We start from the raw sequence: 19,179 nt of genomic DNA, 5'->3' as shown, positions 1-19,179 counted from the left end.
CCCTGCCCATCCCGAACAGGACCGTGAAACGACTCCACGCCGATGATAGTGCGGATTGCCCGTGTGAAAGTAGGTAATCGTCAGGCTCCCCCCTTTCCCCCCAGCGCCCGCTTCCACCCGAAGCGGGCGTTGTGCTTTGGGGATCGCCCCCGGCTCAGCCCACCTCGCTTGCCCAACCCGCCCTCGAGCACCGCCTGGACCGAATGGTGGGTCCGCTCCCCCTTCGCTGCAGTGCCACCCCGTATGGATGCGCTTGACCCAATCAGTCGCGCCGACGCCCACGCACCTCGTCATTGACGCGTCATCGCTGGCGTGATGCAACGCGCACGGGCCCAGTGCGTGCCCCGCGGTGCGATGCGCGCCACTGCCATTGTCGAGAAACGCATAGCAACCTGACTGGGCCTGTAGCATGAACGACATGAGATGACGCACTTCGTATGGTGCTGGTACATTTCGCAAAACGCATCTGGCCTTGCCGTGCCATCGGCACACTGGATAACGCGCAAAGTGTTTACGATGCGGCGCGTTTTTTCAACTGCTTATGAGGAACGGATATGGACGGCATCAACTCAATGCAAGGCGTCAACCCGACTAGGATTGATATCGGGGAGGACGGGAACCTCAAACCGGGTGCTAAAAAGCTGGATCTTTAAAATCAATCCTGGAGCGTGTGGGACGGCAACGACTGGAAACCAACTCTTCCTGATCCGGCGAGCCAAGCAGCAACAGACGCTGCTATGGCAGCATTAAAACACCAGATTATGTCAGGCTCCGATAAGCCAGTAGAGATCCATAATATGGATGAAGGGACTCAAAACGCGGGTGGTGGAGCTTCGGATGGTAATGCTGCGGCATCGCCAAAACCTGTCGAAAGCCACCAAATCTAATTTTCTACTGGATGATGCGCTCGGTTATGCCATCCTAGTGGCTTCGAGCACCGGCACAAGGCGGCATATTTGCAGTTCTGAACAGGCGGCGCGCTCGGCAGTAGCGGCCCCGCGTTGCCTGCCTGGAAGAAACTCGGCAAATTTAACTTGCCTTCTTAGGGCTAACGGGGCTTTTAGCAAAGTACCAATTTCATGAAAAGCGGCAGGAACATCCGCTGCTGCCCGATGTTTCATCGCACACTCTGCTGGTAAAAAGTAATTCAGTGCGCTGTGCGGCCCTTCTTTGTTGCAGCCCTAGCGCTATGCCGCGATGGGCAGCTCGAGCATGCGCGGGGCTCGTCAACCATTGCTCATTGACGCATTCATCGCGAAACTTGCCGTTGAATGACTCGATGAATGCGTTCTGCGTCGCTTTGCCCGGCTGAACAATTTCAGCGTCACGCCGTTGCCGTACGCCCATTGGCCGAGCGTCCGGCTCGTCAGTTCAATTCCAGCCTCTGCTCCGCCTCGCAGCGAAGTCGACGTTTAATAAACGAACTCGGTCCGAGCGTCGAGATCCGTATGCATTCCCATCCGTCGCGGCAGGTGCCTTATCAGACAAGCCTATGCGCCCTATACCGCAGCTGTTGTCGCACTGCTCCCCATCGGACCTCCAAACCTTTGTGCGTTAGCAGACCGAGGCCATGAAGGCCGTTAAGCAACGATCTGTATCGGATAACGTAAATCCGGCTCAACGAAAAGGAGATGAGAAAAATGAAGGCGGTGTCGATTGCGATTGCGGCCATTTCTGTCGGAATCCTAACAGGATGCAACAGCGGGCTGACGGAGGTTTCACCTTCAGCAGCCAATAGGGGCGCCAATGCCGGAAGCGGCCCGAATGGCGGGCAGTTCGGCGTGCCGCAGTCCGGTACAAGCGCGAGCAACGCCGATAACGGAGGCAAGGGTACGGGCAGCCGTCCAGGCAATGACGGCAATCGGCCGGTAGTGAGCCTTGCGCAAGGATACTACGTGGGCATGACGACACCGGGTCAGCGCGAGGTGGGTATCGTTCGAGATGACGGCGTGTTCTGGATCGCCTACGACCGCGGCACGCCGGGATTGGGTGGCTTCGTCAGCGGCACCAGTACGACGAGCGGCACGCAGGCCAGCGGCACGTTCACCTCGACGGACGCGATCCGCTATGACTTCGCGCAGCGCACGAGCGACGCGGAACGGGTGGATGCAAATTATGTGTACAAGGACTGCTTGTGCGGCCGCAGCACGAATGCGTCGGGCACGGTGGGGGTGGAGTTCGGCTCGACCTACCAAGGGCTGTACGAGCGGCAGCCGACGCTCGCGGCGTTAGCTGGGGCGTACAGTGACGGGGTCGCGCAAACGCTGGTGGACGACCAGGGTGTCACGTTGCAGATCGATGCGGGCGGCACGCTGAACGCCCGGACGGCCAATGCGTGCACGCTGACGGGTACGTTTCAGCCGCGCACGGTGGGCAACCTGTACGACGTGACGGCCACGGCTGGGCCCGCGCCTTGCGCGACGCCCGGCACGGTGTACGCGGGCGCAGCGGTGCTGGACAGCGGCAAGCTGCTGGTGATGGCCACCGATGCCTCACGCCAGGCCGCTCTGGTACTGACGGGTACGCGCGCGACGGCCGCACCGGCTCTTCAATGAGTCGCGTCTCAAACCGGTGCTCCGACGCGGCGAATTCGCCGCGTCGGAGCACCGGTAACCGCTGGCGATACGCATATCGCTTGCCTTCGGCGCCCGTGTAGTTGACAATTCCCATCTTGCTGGAAGGCGAACGACTGACGGTCATCAAGTACCAAGTCGGCGGGTGGTTGCAGGGCAGTTGACACTCGCAACTAATTAGCCGATAATCGTCAGTTCTCTGCGGAGGGGTGCCCGAGTGGCTAAAGGGGGCAGACTGTAAATCTGTTGGCTTACGCCTACGTTGGTTCGAATCCAACCTCCTCCACCAGAATTTTACGGCAGCGGTACTGGGTGGAAGCACCTCGCGGGTGTAGCTCAATGGTAGAGCAGAAGCCTTCCAAGCTTACGACGAGGGTTCGATTCCCTTCACCCGCTCCAGCGTTTCAGATGTTCGCCCATGTGGCTCAGTGGTAGAGCACTCCCTTGGTAAGGGAGAGGTCGGCAGTTCGATCCTGCCCATGGGCACCAGCAAGTGTCGGTGATGCGTTTGCGCGCGGCGCAACGGACCAAATTCCTGTTAGGAGTCGAATATGGCCAAAGGCAAGTTTGAACGGACCAAGCCGCACGTGAACGTGGGCACGATCGGTCACGTTGACCATGGCAAGACCACGCTGACGGCGGCAATCGCGACGGTGCTGTCGTCGAAGTTTGGCGGCGAAGCGAAGAAGTACGACGAGATTGACGCGGCGCCGGAAGAGAAGGCCCGTGGCATCACGATCAACACGGCGCACATCGAGTACGAGACAGAGCAGCGTCACTATGCGCACGTGGACTGCCCGGGTCACGCGGACTACGTGAAGAACATGATCACGGGCGCGGCGCAGATGGACGGCGCAATCTTGGTGGTATCGGCCGCAGACGGCCCGATGCCGCAAACGCGTGAGCACATTCTGCTGGCGCGTCAGGTGGGCGTGCCGTACATCATCGTGTTCCTGAACAAGTGCGACATGGTGGACGACGCGGAGCTGCTCGAGCTGGTGGAAATGGAAGTGCGCGAGCTGCTGTCCAAGTACGAGTTCCCGGGCGACGATACGCCGATTATCAAGGGCTCGGCGAAGCTGGCGCTGGAAGGGGATAAGGGCGAGCTGGGCGAAGCGGCGATCCTGAGCCTGGCCGATGCGCTGGACACGTACATTCCGACGCCGGAGCGTGCGGTGGATGGCACGTTCCTGATGCCGGTGGAAGACGTGTTCTCGATCTCGGGTCGAGGCACGGTGGTCACGGGGCGCGTGGAGCGCGGGGTGATCAAGGTCGGCGAGGAAATCGAGATCGTGGGCATCCGTGACACGACGAAGACGACGTGCACGGGCGTGGAGATGTTCCGCAAGCTGCTGGACCAGGGTCAGGCCGGGGACAACGTGGGCATCCTGCTGCGTGGCACCAAGCGTGAGGATGTGGAGCGTGGTCAGGTGCTGGCCAAGCCGGGTACGATCAAGCCGCACACGGGCTTCACGGCGGAAGTGTACGTGCTGAGCAAGGAAGAGGGCGGTCGTCATACGCCGTTCTTCAACAACTACCGGCCGCAGTTCTACTTCCGCACGACGGACGTGACCGGCTCGATCTCGTTGCCAGAGGGCAAGGAAATGGTGATGCCGGGTGACAACGTGTCGATCACGGTCAAGTTGATCGCGCCGATCGCGATGGAAGAAGGTCTGCGTTTTGCGATCCGCGAAGGTGGCCGTACCGTCGGCGCCGGTGTCGTCGCCAAGATCATTGAGTAAGCCAGTTATTTGATGACCGCGATAGGGGCAGCGATGGCTGCCCCGACAAGGTTTTAGGGGTATAGCTCAACTGGCAGAGCGTCGGTCTCCAAAACCGAAGGTTGGGGGTTCGATTCCCTCTGCCCCTGCCACTACAGCGCCGCTTATGCGGCGCGTTCGTTTAGGGTGTTATGGCGAATCCATCCGTCGAAACTGTGAATACCGCAAGCGACAAGCTATTGCTTGCGCTGGGCGTATTGCTCGTGATCGCCGGGATCGCCGGGTTCTACCTGCTGGACACGCACGATTGGTATGTGCGTGGTGCGGCGTTGGTGGTCGGCATCGCTGCGGGTATCGCGGCGGCGCTCGCTTCTTCCTCGGGCAAGGGCTTTGTTGCATTCGCGAAGGATTCGTACCGCGAGGTGCGTAAGGTCGTTTGGCCAACCCGTAAAGAGGCTGGCCAAACGACGTTGGTCGTATTCGGTTTCGTGCTGGTGATGGCGATCTATCTTTGGGTTAGCGATAAGACCATCGAATGGGTCATCTTCTCGCTAATTCTAGGTTGGAAATGATATGAGCGATAGCGCAGCGTCATCGGGTGGAAAGCGTTGGTACGTCGTGCACGCCTACTCTGGCATGGAGAAAAGCGTGCAACGTGCGCTTCAGGAGCGCATTGAGCGTGCTGGCATGCAGGATAAATTTGGCCAGATTTTGGTCCCGACCGAAGAGGTCGTCGAGATCAAGGGCGGGCATAAGTCGGTCACCGAGCGCCGGTTCTTTCCGGGCTACGTGCTGGTCGAAATGGAAATGACAGACGAAACCTGGCACTTGGTGAAAAATACCGCCAAAGTGACCGGATTCGTCGGCGGCGCACGGAATCGTCCGAGCCCTATCTCGCAGCGCGAAGTCGACAAGATCATGTCGCAAATGCAGGAGGGCGTCGAAAAGCCGCGGCCGAAGACGCTGTTCGAGGTCGGTGAGCTGGTTCGCGTCAAGGAAGGTCCGTTCACCGATTTCAACGGTAGCGTCGAGGAAGTCAATTACGAGAAGTCGCGCGTGCGTGTCTCGGTGACGATTTTTGGTCGCGCGACGCCGGTTGAGCTTGAGTTCGGCCAAGTTGAGAAGGTCTGATATGGGTTTCGTGCGTGACGCGATGCGTCACGCGGCAAAGTGTTGACAGCCCGCTTCATTGGCTGTTGAGGAGCGCTGGTACGGTTTGCCGGAAAGCGCGTTATCACTCACCGAACGCCAGGCGTTCACCCGAGGTTTCAAATGGCAAAGAAAATCATCGGCTTTATCAAGCTGCAGATCCCTGCAGGTAAAGCCAATCCGTCGCCGCCCGTCGGTCCGGCGCTGGGTCAGCGCGGCCTGAACATCATGGAGTTCTGCAAGGCGTTCAACGCGCAAACGCAGAGCCTCGAGCCGGGTCTGCCGACGCCGGTCGTGATTACCGCCTATGCGGACAAGAGTTTCACGTTCGTCCTGAAGACGCCGCCGGCAACCGTGCTAATCAAGAAGGCGGCGAAGGTCGACAAAGGCTCGAGCAAGCCGCACACAGACAAGGCGGGCAAGATCACGCGCGCACAAGCCGAAGAAATCGCCAAGACGAAGATGCCGGATCTCACCGCAGCCGACCTCGATGCGGCGGTTCGTACGATCGCTGGCAGCGCCCGTTCGATGGGCATTACCGTGGAGGGTGTGTAAATGGCCAAGGTTTCAAAGCGCCTGAAGGCACTGGAAGGCAAGGTCGATCACCTGAAGCTGTATCCCGTGGACGATGCGCTCGCGCTCGTGAAGCAATGCGCGACCGCTAAGTTTGATGAGTCGATCGATGTCGCGGTGCAGCTCGGTATTGACGCGAAAAAATCGGACCAAGTGGTGCGTGGCTCAGTTGTGTTGCCGGCCGGCACCGGCAAGAGCGTGCGCGTTGCCGTGTTTGCGCAAGGCGACAAGGCGGAGCAGGCGAAAGCCGCGGGCGCCGACATCGTCGGGATGGAAGACCTGGCTGAGCAAGTGAAGGCGGGTAATCTGAATTTTGACATCGTGATCGCGTCGCCGGATACGATGCGCGTGGTGGGTACGCTCGGCCAGATCCTGGGTCCGCGCGGCTTGATGCCAAATCCAAAGGTGGGCACGGTTACGCCGGACGTGGCGACCGCGGTGAAGAACGCGAAGGCGGGGCAGGTACAGTTCCGTGTCGACAAGGCTGGGATCATCCATGCAACGATCGGCCGCGCGTCGTTTGAACCGACCGCGCTGAAGTCCAACCTTGCCGCGTTGGTCGACGCGCTGCAAAAGGCGAAGCCGGCGACGAGCAAGGGCGTTTATCTGCGCAAGATCGCGGTGTCGAGCACGATGGGCGTCGGTGTGCGCGTCGACTCGAGCACGGTTGTCGCGTAACGATCGATAACGCGGCGAGATGCGACGGTGGTCGCGCCTCGCCGCACACAGGCTTTGGGCGGTTGTGTCGTTGCTGTGGGACGACGCAGCCGGTTGTCAAAGACCGTTGGCGGAAGGGTGGTTGTATCGCCTGACCTTAATCGGAAGCCAACGCAGATGGCGAACCCGAAACAGTTTTGCAGAATGGAAACCGGGCACTGTGACAGGTGTACCGGCGGAAATACTCCTAACAACCTCGGACGCCGTTTATGAAACGCGGTGCGCGATGTGGTCGGAACGACCCCTAGCGGACCGAATCTGGAGGTTAAACGTGCCACTCAATCGTGAAGATAAGCGGGCCGTCGTGGCTGAGATTTCTGCGCAAGTCGCGAAAGCTCAGACCATCGTGCTGGCCGAATATCGTGGGATTGCGGTTGGCGATCTGACCAAGCTTCGTGCGAAGGCGCGCGAGCAACAGGTGTACCTGCGCGTGTTGAAGAACACGCTCGCGCGTCGCGCGGTCGAAGGTACGCCGTTTGCCCCGCTCGCCGAGCAGATGACCGGTCCCTTGATTTATAGCATTTCGGACGACGCAGTCGCGGCAGCCAAGGTCATCCATGACTTTGGCAGGACCACCGACAAGCTCGTGATCAAGGCCGGCTCCTACGAAGGCAAGGTGATGGACAAGGCTGACGTGCAAGCGCTGGCTTCCATTCCGAGCCGCGAGGAACTGCTCGCGAAGCTGCTGGGCGTCATGCAGGCACCTGTTTCCGGCTTCGCGCGTGCTTTGGCCGCGCTGGCCGAAAAGAAGCAGGGCGAGGCGGCCTGACAGGCGGCCGGGTGCAAGCCCGGTTGGCCGCGGATCGTTGGCTGAGAATCCAAATTCCAAGTTAGGAGTATTTTAAATGGCAATCGCAAAAGAAGACATCCTGGAAGCCGTTGGCGCGATGTCGGTTCTGGAACTGAACGAGCTGGTCAAGGCGTTCGAAGAGAAGTTTGGCGTGTCGGCCGCTGCGCTGGCCGTTGCGGGTCCGGCGGGTGCCGGCGGCGGTGCTGCTGCGGCGGCGGAAGAGCAGACCGAATTCACGGTCAACCTGCTCGAAGCCGGTGCGAACAAGGTGTCGGTCATCAAGGCCGTTCGTGAACTGACGGGTCTGGGCCTGAAAGAAGCGAAGGACCTGGTCGACGGCGCACCGAAGCCCGTGAAGGAAGCGGTACCCAAGGCTGCCGCTGAAGAAGCGAAGAAGAAGCTCGAAGACGCTGGCGCAAAAGCTGAAATCAAATAACTTTCGGCATTTTGCGCGAAGGGCTGGCGGTTTCGGACCGTCAGCCTTTTTGCGCTTTGTGGATCTGGCGGGCGTCATGCAGGTCGGGCACCGCGATGATCGCCGGAGAAGTCAAAGAAAAGGCCACCGTGCAGAGCACATGCCCTTTTCTTTGTCTTCTGAAGCGACTGCAGAAGGCAAGTTTGGTCGGGTAGCGGGCAACATGGGCATCCGCTGCCGTCAGCCAGCGGTTGGTAGCGGCCAACCACCAAGCTTCTTGGTCCGTTCGAGCGTTTGGACGGCCACAGGGTCTCAGTCGGTGAACACTCGGGCAATCCGGTTCACTGCTGTCGGAGCAATGAACCACCCCGCCGTGATTCGGAGATCGTATGCACTATTCCTTCACCGAGAAGAAGCGTATTCGCAAGAGTTTCGCGAAACGCCCCATCGTTCACCCGGTTCCTTTCCTGCTGGCCACCCAGCTTGAATCATTCAGCACTTTCCTGCAAGCGGATGTGCCTGCCACGCAACGCAAGCCGGAAGGGCTGCAAGCTGCGTTCACATCGGTCTTCCCGATTGTCTCGCACAATGGCTTTGCTCGGCTCGAGTTCGTCAGCTATGCGCTGTCGTCGCCGGCGTTCGACGTCAAGGAGTGCCAGCAGCGCGGCCTGACCTATTGTTCCGCGTTGCGGGCAAAGGTCCGCCTGGTGATCCTCGACAAGGAATCGCCGAGTAAGCCGGTCGTCAAGGAGGTCAAGGAACAGGAAGTGTACATGGGCGAGATTCCGCTCATGACGCCGACCGGCTCGTTCGTGATCAATGGCACCGAGCGCGTGATCGTCTCGCAGCTGCACCGCTCGCCGGGCGTGTTCTTCGAGCACGACAAGGGCAAGACGCACAGCTCGGGTAAGCTGCTGTTCTCGGCGCGGATCATCCCATACCGCGGCTCGTGGTTGGACTTCGAGTTCGACCCGAAGGACATCCTGTACTTCCGTGTCGACCGTCGCCGCAAGATGCCGGTGACGATTCTGTTGAAGGCCATCGGCTTGACGCCTGAGCAGATCCTGGCGAATTTCTTCGTGTTCGACAACTTCACGTTGATGAACGAAGGCGCGCAGATGGAATTCGTGCCGGAGCGGCTGCGAGGCGAGGTCGCGCGCTTTGACATCGCCGACCGGGACGGCAAGGTCATTGTCCAGAAGGACAAGCGGATCAACGCCAAGCACATCCGCGACCTCGAGAATGCAAAGACGAAGTACATCTCGGTGCCGGAGGACTACCTGATCGGTCGTGTCCTCGCGAAGAACGTGATCGACGCGGACACCGGCGAAGTGATCGCCAATGCGAATGACGAGATCACCGAGAGCGTGCTCGAGAAGCTGCGCGAAGCGAGCGTGAAGGAAATCCAGACGTTGTACACGAACGATCTGGATCAGGGTCCGTACATCTCATCGACGCTGCGTATCGACGAGACCACCGACAAGACTGCTGCGCGCATCGCGATCTACCGGATGATGCGGCCGGGTGAGCCGCCGACGGAGGAAGCGGTCGAGGCGTTGTTCAACCGTCTGTTCTATAGCGAGGATGCGTACGACCTGTCGAAGGTCGGTCGCATGAAGTTTAATCGCCGCGTCGGTCGCGACGAGATTCACGGCCCGATGACGCTGACCGACGATGACATCCTCGCGGCGATTAAGATTCTGGTCCAGTTGCGCAACGGCAAGGGCGAGGTCGACGATATCGACCACCTCGGCAACCGCCGCGTGCGCTGTGTCGGCGAGCTGGCCGAAAACCAGTTCCGTGCTGGCCTAGTGCGCGTGGAGCGGGCGGTGAAGGAGCGTCTCGGCCAGGCCGAGAGCGAGAACCTGATGCCGCACGACCTGATCAACTCGAAGCCGATTTCGTCGGCGATTCGCGAGTTCTTCGGCTCGTCGCAGCTGTCGCAGTTTATGGACCAGACCAACCCGCTGTCGGAGATCACGCACAAGCGGCGTGTGTCCGCGCTGGGACCGGGCGGCTTGACGCGTGAGCGCGCCGGCTTCGAGGTGCGCGACGTGCACCCGACCCACTACGGCCGCGTGTGTCCGATCGAAACGCCGGAAGGTCCGAACATTGGTCTGATCAACTCGCTCGCGCTGTACGCGCACCTGAACGAATACGGCTTCCTCGAGACGCCGTACCGGAAGGTGATCGACGGCAAGGTGACCGACCAAATCGACTACCTGTCCGCGATCGAGGAAGGTCGGTACGTGATCGCGCAGGCGAATGCGGCGATCGACGATGAAGGCAAGCTGATTGACGAGCTGGTTTCAGCCCGCGAAGCTGGCGAAACGCTGATGGTCACGCCGGACCGGATCCAATATATGGACGTCGCGCCGTCGCAGATCGTGTCGGTGGCCGCGTCGCTGATTCCGTTCCTCGAGCACGATGACGCAAACCGTGCATTGATGGGTTCGAACATGCAGCGGCAAGCGGTGCCTTGCCTGCGACCGGAAAAAGCGGTGGTCGGCACCGGTATCGAGCGTACGACCGCGGTGGACTCCGGCACGACGGTGCAGGCGTTCCGTGGTGGCGTGGTGGACTATGTTGACGCGGGCCGCGTGGTGATTCGCGTGAACGATGACGAAGCGGTGGCGGGTGAGGTCGGCGTCGACATCTACAATCTGATTAAGTACACGCGCTCGAACCAGAACACGAACATCAACCAGCGCCCGATCGTGAAGGTCGGCGACCGTGTCGCGCGTGGCGACGTGATCGCCGATGGCGCATCGACGGACCTGGGCGAGCTTGCGCTCGGCCAGAACATGCTGGTCGCGTTCACGCCGTGGAACGGCTACAACTTCGAGGACTCGATCCTGATCTCCGAGCGCGTCGTCGCCGACGACCGCTATACGTCGATCCACATCGAGGAGCTTAATGTCGTGGCGCGCGACACGAAGCTCGGGCCGGAAGAAATCACGCGCGACATCTCGAACCTGGCTGAAGTGCAGCTGGGCCGCCTGGACGAATCGGGCATCGTCTACATCGGCGCCGAAGTCGAAGCGGGCGACGTGCTGGTCGGCAAGGTGACGCCGAAGGGCGAGACGCAACTGACGCCGGAAGAAAAGCTGTTGCGCGCGATCTTCGGCGAGAAGGCATCCGATGTGAAGGATACGTCGCTGCGCGTGCCGTCGGGCATGACCGGCACCGTGATCGATGTGCAAGTGTTCACGCGCGAAGGGATCCAGCGCGATAAGCGTGCACAGCAGATCATCGATGACGAACTCAAGCGCTATCGGCTGGATTTGAACGACCAGTTGCGCATCGTCGAAGGCGACGCATTCGAGCGGCTGGCGCGGATGCTCGACGGTAAGGTTGTGAACGGCGGTCCGAAGAAGCTGGCGAAGGGCGCGAAGATCACGCGCGAATACTTGGATGACCTGGACCACTATCACTGGTTCGACATCCGGCTGGCCGACGAGGACGCAGCGGCGCAACTGGAAGCGATCAAGGAATCGATCGAGCAAAAACGCCATCAGTTCGACCTCGCGTTCGAGGAAAAGCGCAAGAAGCTCACGCAAGGTGATGAACTGCCCCCGGGCGTGCTGAAGATGGTCAAGGTGTACCTGGCGGTCAAGCGTCGCTTGCAGCCGGGCGACAAAATGGCGGGCCGCCACGGGAACAAGGGTGTTGTCTCCAAGATCGTCCCGGTTGAAGACATGCCATACATGGCGGACGGCCGTCCGTGCGATGTCGTGCTGAATCCGCTGGGCGTGCCGTCGCGGATGAACGTCGGCCAGATCCTCGAGACCCACTTGGGCTGGGCCGCAAAGGGCTTGGGTTGGCGTATCGGCGAAATGCTGCAGGCCAAGAAAGCGACGCTAGTGCAGGATCTGCGATCGTTCCTGACGAAGGTCTATAACGAATCGGGTCATCCGGAGTCGATCGACGAGATGTCCGATGATGAAGTCGTCGAGCTTGCGCAGAACCTGAAGGAAGGCGTGCCGTTCGCGACGCCGGTGTTTGACGGCGCGCACGAGAAAGAGATTTCGCGCATGCTCGATCTCGCGTTCCCAGATGAGGTGGCGCAGCAGCTTGGGATGACGAAGTCGAAGAACCAGGTGGCGCTGTACGACGGGCGCACGGGCGAGGCGTTCGAGCGCCCGGTGACAGTCGGCTACATGCACATGCTGAAGCTGCACCACCTGGTCGACGACAAGATGCACGCGCGCTCGACCGGCCCATACTCGCTGGTGACGCAGCAGCCGTTGGGCGGCAAGGCGCAGTTCGGCGGCCAGCGCTTTGGGGAAATGGAAGTGTGGGCGCTCGAGGCGTATGGCGCATCGTACGTGTTGCAAGAAATGCTGACGGTGAAGTCGGACGACGTGACGGGTCGCACGAAGGTGTACGAGAACCTCGTGAAGGGCGACCACGTGATCGACGCGGGGATGCCGGAGTCGTTCAACGTGCTGGTGAAGGAAATCCGGTCGCTCGGTATCGATATCGACCTGGACCGGAACTAATCGGACTACTGGAGAGAAGCGATGAAAGCTTTGCTCGATCTATTCAAGCAAGTCCAACAAGAAGAAGTTTTTGATGCGATCAAGATCGGTCTGGCCTCGCCGGACAAGATTCGGTCGTGGTCGTTCGGTGAAGTGAAGAAGCCGGAGACCATCAACTACCGCACGTTCAAGCCGGAGCGCGATGGTTTGTTCTGCGCGAAGATCTTCGGCCCAATCAAGGACTACGAGTGCTTGTGCGGTAAGTACAAGCGCTTGAAGCACCGCGGCGTAATCTGCGAGAAGTGTGGCGTCGAGGTGACGCTCGCGAAGGTGCGCCGCGAGCGCATGGGCCATATCGAGCTTGCCTCGCCGGTCGCGCACATCTGGTTCCTGAAGTCGCTGCCGTCGCGCCTGGGCATGGTGCTCGACATGACATTGCGCGACATCGAGCGCGTGCTGTACTTCGAAGCCTATGTCGTGATCGATCCGGGCATGACGCCGCTTAAGGCGCGGCAGATCATGACCGAAGAGGATTACTACAATAAGGTCGAAGAGTACGGTGATGAGTTCCGCGCCGAAATGGGCGCGGAAGGTGTGCGCGAGCTGCTGCGCTCGATCGACATCGATGCGCAGGTCGAGCAGCTTCGCACCGAGCTGAAGAACACCGGCTCCGAAGCGAAGATCAAGAAGTACGCGAAGCGCCTGAAGGTGCTCGAGGCATTCCAGCGTTCGGGCATCAAGCCGGACTGGATGATTCTCGAGGTGCTGCCGGTGCTGCCGCCGGAGTTGCGTCCGCTGGTGCCGCTGGACGGCGGCCGGTTCGCGACGTCGGACCTGAACGACCTGTATCGTCGCGTGATCAACCGTAACAACCGGTTGAAGCGTCTGCTTGAACTGAAGGCGCCCGAGATCATCGTGCGCAACGAGAAGCGGATGTTGCAGGAAGCGGTAGACTCATTGCTCGACAATGGACGCCGCGGCAAGGCGATGACCGGCGCCAATAAGCGGCCGCTGAAGTCGCTTGCCGACATGATCAAGGGCAAGGGCGGCCGCTTCCGCCAGAACCTGCTCGGCAAGCGCGTCGATTACTCGGGCCGCTCCGTGATCGTCGTCGGTCCGACGCTCAAGCTCCACCAGTGTGGCTTGCCGAAGCTGATGGCGCTCGAGTTGTTCAAGCCGTTCATCTTCAACAAACTCGAGGTGATGGGCGTCGCGACGACGATCAAGGCGGCAAAGAAGGAAGTTGAAAGCCAGACGCCGGTCGTGTGGGACATCCTCGAAGAGGTGATCCGCGAGCACCCGGTGATGCTGAACCGCGCGCCGACGCTGCACCGCCTGGGGATTCAGGCGTTCGAGCCGGTACTGATCGAAGGCAAGGCAATCCAACTGCACCCGCTTGTGTGTGCGGCGTTCAACGCCGACTTCGACGGCGACCAGATGGCCGTGCACGTGCCGCTGTCGCTCGAGGCGCAGATGGAGGCGCGCACGCTGATGCTCGCGTCCAACAACGTGTTGTTCCCGGCCAACGGCGATCCGTCGATCGTGCCGTCGCAGGATATCGTGCTGGGCCTGTACTACGCGACGCGCGAAGCGATCAATGCGAAGGGTGAAGGGATGACCTTCACCGGCGTGGGAGAAGTCCTGCGAGCGTATGAGAACAAAGAAGTGGAGTTGGCCTCGCGCGTGAACGTGCGGATCACCGAGATGGTGGTCAACGAGGATCGCTCCGACGGTGCGCCGAAGTTTGTGCCGAAGGTCTCGCTATATGCGACCACCGTCGGCCGTGCGATCTTGTCGGAGATCCTGCCGCCGGGCCTGCCGTTCAGCGTGCTGAACAAGCCGCTGAAGAAGAAGGAGATTTCGCGGCTGATTAACACGGCCTTCCGCCGTTGCGGCCTGCGCGAGACAGTGATCTTCGCCGACCAGCTGATGCAGTCCGGATTCCGGCTGGCCACGCGTGCCGGGATCTCGATCTGCGTCGACGACATGCTCGTGCCGCCGCAAAAGGAAACGATCGTGGGCGAGGCCGCCAAAAAGGTCAAGGAATACGATCGCCAGTACATGTCAGGTCTGGTCACCGCGCAGGAACGCTACAACAACGTGGTTGACATCTGGTCGGCGACGTCCGAGTCGGTCGGCAAGGCGATGATGGAGCAGCTGTCGACCGAACCGGTGATAGACCGCGGCGGCAACGAGACGCGCCAGGAGTCGTTCAACTCGATCTACATGATGGCGGACTCCGGTGCCCGTGGTTCGGCGGTGCAGATTCGCCAATTGGCGGGCATGCGTGGGCTGATGGCCAAGCCGGATGGCTCGATCATCGAGACGCCGATTACCGCGAACTTCCGCGAAGGCCTGAACGTGCTGCAGTACTTCATCTCGACGCACGGTGCACGTAAGGGTTTGGCGGATACTGCGTTGAAGACGGCGAACTCGGGCTACCTGACCCGTCGTTTGGTCGACGTGACGCAGGACCTAGTGGTGGTCGAGGACGATTGCGGCACCAGCCAGGGCGTGGCAATGAAGGCGCTGGTCGAAGGCGGTGAAGTCGTCGAGGCACTGCGCGACCGGATTCTCGGCCGCGTCGCGGTGGCCGATGTCGTCGATCCGGAAACCCAGGAGACGCTGTACGAATCGGGCACGCTGCTGGATGAAACCGCGGTCGAGGAGATCGAGCGCCTCGGTATCGATGAAGTGCGCGTGCGCACGCCGTTGACCTGCGAAACGCGCTACGGGTTGTGCGCGAAGTGCTATGGTCGCGACCTGGGACGCGGCTCGCTGGTGAACGTGGGCGAGGCGGTCGGCGTGATCGCCGCGCAGTCGATCGGCGAGCCGGGTACGCAGCTGACGATGCGCACGTTCCACATCGGTGGTGCGGCTTCGCGCGCGGCGGTGGCCTCTAGCGTCGAGGCGAAGTCCAACGGTACCGCGCGCTTCACCGCGACGATGCGCTATGTCACGAACGCGAAGGGCGAGCAGATCGTCATTTCGCGCTCCGGCGAAGTGGTCATCGCGGACGACCACGGCCGCGAGCGCGAACGCCATAAGATTCCGTACGGTGCGACGCTGCTGCAGCTGGACGGCGTGCAGATCAAGGCCGGTACGCAGCTCGCGACGTGGGACCCGATGACGCGTCCGATCATCACCGAGTACGGTGGCACGGTGAAGTTCGAGAACGTCGAAGAGGGCGTGACCGTCGCGAAGCAGATCGACGAAGTGACCGGCCTGTCAACGCTCGTCGTGATCGACTCCAAGCGCCGCGGCTCGCAGTCGTCCAAGAGCGTGCGTCCGCAAGTGAAGCTGCTCGATGCGACCGGCGATGAAGTGAAGATTCCGGGAACCGAGCATGCGGTGCAGATCGGCTTCCAGGTCGGTGCGCTGATCACGGTAAAGGATGGTCAGCAAGTCCAAGTCGGTGAAGTGCTGGCGCGGATTCCGACCGAGTCGCAGAAGACGCGTGACATTACCGGCGGTCTGCCACGGGTTGCCGAGTTGTTCGAGGCGCGTTCGCCGAAGGATGCGGGCATCCTGGCGGAAGTCACCGGGACGGTGTCGTTCGGCAAGGACACGAAGGGCAAGCAGCGCCTGGTCATCACGGATCTGGACGGCAGTCAGCACGAATTCCTGATCGCGAAGGAAAAGCAGGTGCTTGTGCACGATGGCCAGGTTGTCAACAAGGGCGAGATGATCGTGGACGGGCCGGCCGATCCGCACGACATCCTGCGCTTGCAGGGCGTCGAGGCGCTGTCGCGCTACATCGTTGATGAAGTGCAGGACGTGTATCGCTTGCAGGGCGTGAAGATCAACGACAAGCACATTGAAGTGATTGTGCGCCAGATGCTGCGCCGCGTGCAAATCGTTGACAACGGCGATACGCGGTTCATCCCGGGCGAACAAGTCGAGCGTTCCGACATGCTCGACGAGAACGACCGGATGATCGCGGAAGACAAGCGGCCGGCAACCTACGAGAACGTGCTGCTGGGTATCACGAAGGCGTCGCTGTCGACCGATTCGTTCATCTCGGCCGCATCGTTCCAGGAGACGACGCGCGTGCTGACCGAAGCCGCGATCATGGGCAAGCGCGACGACCTGCGTGGTCTGAAGGAGAACGTGATCGTCGGTCGCCTGATCCCGGCCGGTACGGGGCTTGCGTTCCACAAGGCGCGCAAGAGCAAGGAGACGGCGGATCGCGAGCGTTTCGAGCAGATTGCGGCAGAGGAAGAGCACGCGAGCCCATTCGACTTCGCCACGCCGGAAACGCCGGTCGAGCATCCGCATTCGGAAAACGAGTGACGCATGCTGCCGGCGCCGGGTTGACGGCGCCGGCAGCCTCTCGTGACCGCATGACAGTGTGCCTGGTCAGGTGTCCGCGTGTCAGTAGACTGTAAGTCTGCGGCGCCCGATGGTTGAACAATAAACCCCACGTACGAGAGTGCGTGGGGTTTTGTCTTTGTGTGGATCGACGGGAACGTTCAGCGGTTGGAGATTAGAGGCAGGGGGCAGGGGGCACGGGGTAGGAGATAGGAAGGTAGGGGGTAGGGGGTAGGAGGTAGGAGGTAGGAGGTAGGAGGTAGGAGGTAGGAGGTAGGGGATCAGGGTCAGGGTCAGCGGACATCGGTCGACAATTGGAAGTTGGAGTGCAGTTGGCATCCGGCCTGCCAGGGTCTTCAAGGCGGCGGACGCCAACTGTCACATAGGGCGAGACAGGGATTCGCATCAAGCCACGGCAGTTCGCAGTTTCCGGAGCCTGGTTCGGCGACATGCTGATAATCGATTCACGATCCGTTGCCCCGTTCAGGGCATGTCTTGCGCACCACTGTTGCTGGCGCGCCACCGAGAGGAGCCAAACTCGATGAATACCTTAGTGCAGCAGTGGAGTGGCCCATGGCTCAACACGGGACTGCAAATGCCTGAAGCCGACGCCAAGAGTGACAAGTTGGACGTACAGAGTGATAAACTCCCGCCCCACTTAAGCCTGTTGGGGCTGTCCTACCTAGATTCGGAGTGGGAAGACTCCGATGTCGACGACAGCGACTCGGAGACCGACACATGGGCTCCCCCGGCGCAGACAGCGCATGATGGCACCAAAGCGAACCCGTCTGGCACCGAATCGAATACGCCGTCGAGCAGCGCGAAATCGGATACATCAGCCTTCGGAACCCGCACCTTTGTGATCCGCGCGCCGTTCGTTACCGTCAACGACGAGCAGGATTGGTCAGACGACGATTCGACCATCGTAGACGGGGCGGACACGGATACCGACACGACAGAATGTGGTTGTGATGAGGAGTTTATTCAAGGCAATCCGAAGTATGCCGCCCTCGATAATTTCATTGACCAGTACGAAGGTGATGACTTATCGAAGTGGAACGACATGGCCTCGGCCGATCAGTGCATCCAGTTGGAGCGCCCGATTGCGGCGATGCAGATTCTGAGCGGCCAAGTTGACGGGGCCACCGATGAGATGAAGCAAGCCGCGCTGCAGTATGTCAACGACAATCCATCGCTCAAGAGTGCACTGCAGCGAACCGGTGCGTTGAAGGATGATGGAACGGTCGATCAGGGAAAAATGGGCGACTTTCTAAACTCGGTTCATAAAAATCTGGAACAGGCCGATAACAATATCCAGGAGTATATGAAGAAGCACCCAGACGCCGATTCCGATTCGCTGGCAACGGCGCGCTCGGCTGCGCTGCTGCAAGCCTACATCGCGATCACCGGCCAGTCCACGGGTCATCAGGATGCCGGTGGCAAGAACCATAGCTACAACGGCGGAAAGGGCGGCGGTATGGTGGCGACCAAGGAGCAGGTTGCCAATCTGCAGAACAACGAGGGGTTCAGCGATGCCCTGAAGAGTGCCGCAAAGGCGCTGTCGACCAACGGCGGGTTCGACGCGATTGACCGCGCCGGCGTTGACAAGGCGACGAACAAGGCCGATAACCTGATCAACGATGACAATCTGACGAGCTTTATCAAGGATGAGGCGCCGACGGACCAACAATCCGACTTGAGTTTCTTGAAAGATGCAGGCCTGAAAAACATCACGGCTAATACCGATATCAGTACACTGAATCAGGACATCTTCGCTCACCCCGGCAATTACACGGCGGAGCAGAAGGCCGCGGTTATGTGCAAGCTGATGCAGACGCTGATCAACGTGCAGGCCGGCGGCAGCGATCATTTACGCAACGTCGATGAGACGGTCAAAGCGCTCTCGCAGGACATCCAGACACTGGCAAAGGATCCGGCCGTGGGTGAATACCTAAAGAAGAACTTGCCGCCGGAAATGGAGAGTCTTGCGCAGCTGTTCGAGAAGGCGGGCGGTGGCGCGGCGTCGAGCGGCGCCGAAGGGGCCGATTCCAGCGGCAGCGGATCGTCCAGCGCGAACCCGACCGACATCATCGACACAATCAAGGACGCGGTCAAGGGCACCAAGGACGTCGGCTCATGGGTTGCCCGTGGCGCCGGTGCGGCTGGTGAGGCCGCGGCGGAAACGGGTGAGGTCGCCACCAAGATTGCGACGACCGCTGCCCGCGTCGTGGGCAACGTGGCGGGTGAAGCGGTTGCTGGGATCGTCAGCGCGGTATCGACGGTGCTCGATGCACTCGGGCCGATTGGCGAAATTGCCGGTGTGATCGCGACGATTGTGTCGGCGATCGTCGAAGCGGTGCACAAGAAGCAGAATCAGGAGAAGTTTGCCGATAACGTGAATCCGACGCTGCAGCAATTCGGCATTCCATTGCCAACCTGATCCGCTGTT

13 protein-coding genes, 4 tRNA genes and 1 pseudogene are annotated in these 19,179 nt (G+C 60.6%); 16 read left to right on the top strand and 2 right to left on the bottom strand.

The window, feature by feature from the left end; all coding sequences use genetic code 11:
- The first annotated feature begins 737 nt into the window (after window positions 1-737).
- Window positions 738-887 (top strand): hypothetical protein, encoded by a 150-nt coding sequence (locus B0O95_RS16550; protein WP_233203289.1) that lies wholly within the window; start codon window positions 738-740, stop codon window positions 885-887.
- A gap of 316 nt (window positions 888-1,203) precedes the next feature.
- On the opposite strand, the pseudogene B0O95_RS17200 reads toward B0O95_RS16550, so the two are convergent.
- Window positions 1,204-1,385, bottom strand: a pseudogene (locus B0O95_RS17200) (integrase core domain-containing protein); the annotation flags it as partial.
- 246 nt (window positions 1,386-1,631) lie between these two features.
- On the opposite strand from B0O95_RS17200, the gene B0O95_RS10510 reads away from it, so the two are divergent.
- The 12 genes from B0O95_RS10510 (at window position 1,632) to rplL (ending at window position 7,959) form a co-directional block, all read left to right on the top strand.
- Window positions 1,632-2,555 (top strand): hypothetical protein, encoded by a 924-nt coding sequence (locus B0O95_RS10510; RefSeq protein ID WP_146064052.1) that lies wholly within the window; start codon window positions 1,632-1,634, stop codon window positions 2,553-2,555.
- A 221-nt stretch (window positions 2,556-2,776) separates the two neighbouring features.
- Window positions 2,777-2,862: transfer RNA gene (locus B0O95_RS10505), tRNA-Tyr, on the top strand.
- A gap of 36 nt (window positions 2,863-2,898) precedes the next feature.
- A tRNA-Gly gene (locus B0O95_RS10500) sits at window positions 2,899-2,972 on the top strand.
- A gap of 15 nt (window positions 2,973-2,987) precedes the next feature.
- Window positions 2,988-3,062: transfer RNA gene (locus tag B0O95_RS10495), tRNA-Thr, on the top strand.
- A gap of 62 nt (window positions 3,063-3,124) precedes the next feature.
- Complete coding sequence (gene tuf / locus B0O95_RS10490; RefSeq protein ID WP_104077832.1) at window positions 3,125-4,315, top strand: elongation factor Tu; 1,191 nt, start codon at window positions 3,125-3,127, stop codon at window positions 4,313-4,315.
- Window positions 4,316-4,370: 55 nt separating this feature from the next.
- Window positions 4,371-4,446, top strand: a tRNA-Trp gene (locus tag B0O95_RS10485).
- A gap of 39 nt (window positions 4,447-4,485) precedes the next feature.
- A complete protein-coding gene (secE, locus tag B0O95_RS10480) occupies window positions 4,486-4,866 on the top strand; it encodes a preprotein translocase subunit SecE (RefSeq protein ID WP_104077840.1) in 381 nt (126 codons plus the stop codon).
- 1 nt (window position 4,867) lies between these two features.
- The gene (nusG, locus tag B0O95_RS10475; protein WP_013434764.1) at window positions 4,868-5,425 is read left to right on the top strand and encodes a transcription termination/antitermination protein NusG; all 558 of its coding nucleotides are present in this window, start codon (window positions 4,868-4,870) and stop codon (window positions 5,423-5,425) included.
- A gap of 141 nt (window positions 5,426-5,566) precedes the next feature.
- Window positions 5,567-5,998: a 50S ribosomal protein L11 gene (gene rplK, locus B0O95_RS10470; RefSeq protein ID WP_104077839.1), complete on the top strand. Its 432-nt coding sequence runs from the start codon at window positions 5,567-5,569 to the stop codon at window positions 5,996-5,998.
- Window positions 5,999-6,694, top strand: coding sequence for a 50S ribosomal protein L1 (gene rplA, locus B0O95_RS10465; RefSeq protein WP_076785653.1), 696 nt, complete (start codon window positions 5,999-6,001; stop codon window positions 6,692-6,694).
- A 310-nt stretch (window positions 6,695-7,004) separates the two neighbouring features.
- The gene (rplJ, locus tag B0O95_RS10460; RefSeq protein WP_076785652.1) at window positions 7,005-7,502 is read left to right on the top strand and encodes a 50S ribosomal protein L10; all 498 of its coding nucleotides are present in this window, start codon (window positions 7,005-7,007) and stop codon (window positions 7,500-7,502) included.
- A gap of 76 nt (window positions 7,503-7,578) precedes the next feature.
- Window positions 7,579-7,959 (top strand): 50S ribosomal protein L7/L12, encoded by a 381-nt coding sequence (gene rplL, locus B0O95_RS10455; RefSeq protein WP_076785651.1) that lies wholly within the window; start codon window positions 7,579-7,581, stop codon window positions 7,957-7,959.
- A 40-nt stretch (window positions 7,960-7,999) separates the two neighbouring features.
- Here the strand turns inward: rplL and B0O95_RS15560 are convergent, their stop codons facing one another.
- The gene (locus B0O95_RS15560) at window positions 8,000-8,203 is read right to left on the bottom strand and encodes a hypothetical protein (RefSeq protein ID WP_146064051.1); all 204 of its coding nucleotides are present in this window, start codon (window positions 8,201-8,203) and stop codon (window positions 8,000-8,002) included.
- Between the two features lie 124 nt (window positions 8,204-8,327).
- Between B0O95_RS15560 and rpoB the strand changes: the two genes are divergently transcribed.
- The 3 genes from rpoB (at window position 8,328) to B0O95_RS10435 (ending at window position 19,170) form a co-directional block, all read left to right on the top strand.
- Window positions 8,328-12,440, top strand: coding sequence for a DNA-directed RNA polymerase subunit beta (gene rpoB, locus B0O95_RS10450; RefSeq protein ID WP_104077838.1), 4,113 nt, complete (start codon window positions 8,328-8,330; stop codon window positions 12,438-12,440).
- Window positions 12,441-12,461: 21 nt separating this feature from the next.
- The gene (gene rpoC, locus B0O95_RS10445; protein ID WP_104077837.1) at window positions 12,462-16,712 is read left to right on the top strand and encodes a DNA-directed RNA polymerase subunit beta'; all 4,251 of its coding nucleotides are present in this window, start codon (window positions 12,462-12,464) and stop codon (window positions 16,710-16,712) included.
- 559 nt (window positions 16,713-17,271) lie between these two features.
- Window positions 17,272-19,170 carry a type III effector HrpK domain-containing protein gene (locus B0O95_RS10435; RefSeq protein WP_233203288.1) on the top strand — a complete coding sequence of 633 codons (1,899 nt, stop codon included), beginning with the start codon at window positions 17,272-17,274 and terminating at the stop codon, window positions 19,168-19,170.
- Window positions 19,171-19,179: the final 9 nt, after the last annotated feature.

This window comes from Mycetohabitans endofungorum, assembly GCF_002927045.1.
Lineage (GTDB): Bacteria > Pseudomonadota > Gammaproteobacteria > Burkholderiales > Burkholderiaceae > Mycetohabitans > Mycetohabitans endofungorum.
This window is presented reverse-complemented; position numbering and strand designations above follow the sequence as displayed.

Excerpts from the sequence above, each read along its gene's own strand:
- nusG (WP_013434764.1), top strand. The coding sequence starts at position 4,868 with ATGAGCGATAGCGCAGCGTCATCGGGTGGAAAGCGTTGGTACGTCGTG.
- rplK (WP_104077839.1), top strand. The coding sequence starts at position 5,567 with ATGGCAAAGAAAATCATCGGCTTTATCAAGCTGCAGATCCCTGCAGGT.
- rplL (WP_076785651.1), top strand. The coding sequence starts at position 7,579 with ATGGCAATCGCAAAAGAAGACATCCTGGAAGCCGTTGGCGCGATGTCG.
- B0O95_RS10435 (WP_233203288.1), top strand. The coding sequence starts at position 17,272 with ATGAATACCTTAGTGCAGCAGTGGAGTGGCCCATGGCTCAACACGGGA.
- B0O95_RS10510 (WP_146064052.1), top strand. The coding sequence starts at position 1,632 with ATGAGAAAAATGAAGGCGGTGTCGATTGCGATTGCGGCCATTTCTGTC.
- tuf (WP_104077832.1), top strand. The coding sequence starts at position 3,125 with ATGGCCAAAGGCAAGTTTGAACGGACCAAGCCGCACGTGAACGTGGGC.
- secE (WP_104077840.1), top strand. The coding sequence starts at position 4,486 with ATGGCGAATCCATCCGTCGAAACTGTGAATACCGCAAGCGACAAGCTA.
- rpoC (WP_104077837.1), top strand. The coding sequence starts at position 12,462 with ATGAAAGCTTTGCTCGATCTATTCAAGCAAGTCCAACAAGAAGAAGTT.
- rplA (WP_076785653.1), top strand. The coding sequence starts at position 5,999 with ATGGCCAAGGTTTCAAAGCGCCTGAAGGCACTGGAAGGCAAGGTCGAT.
- rpoB (WP_104077838.1), top strand. The coding sequence starts at position 8,328 with ATGCACTATTCCTTCACCGAGAAGAAGCGTATTCGCAAGAGTTTCGCG.
- B0O95_RS16550 (WP_233203289.1), top strand. The coding sequence starts at position 738 with ATGGCAGCATTAAAACACCAGATTATGTCAGGCTCCGATAAGCCAGTA.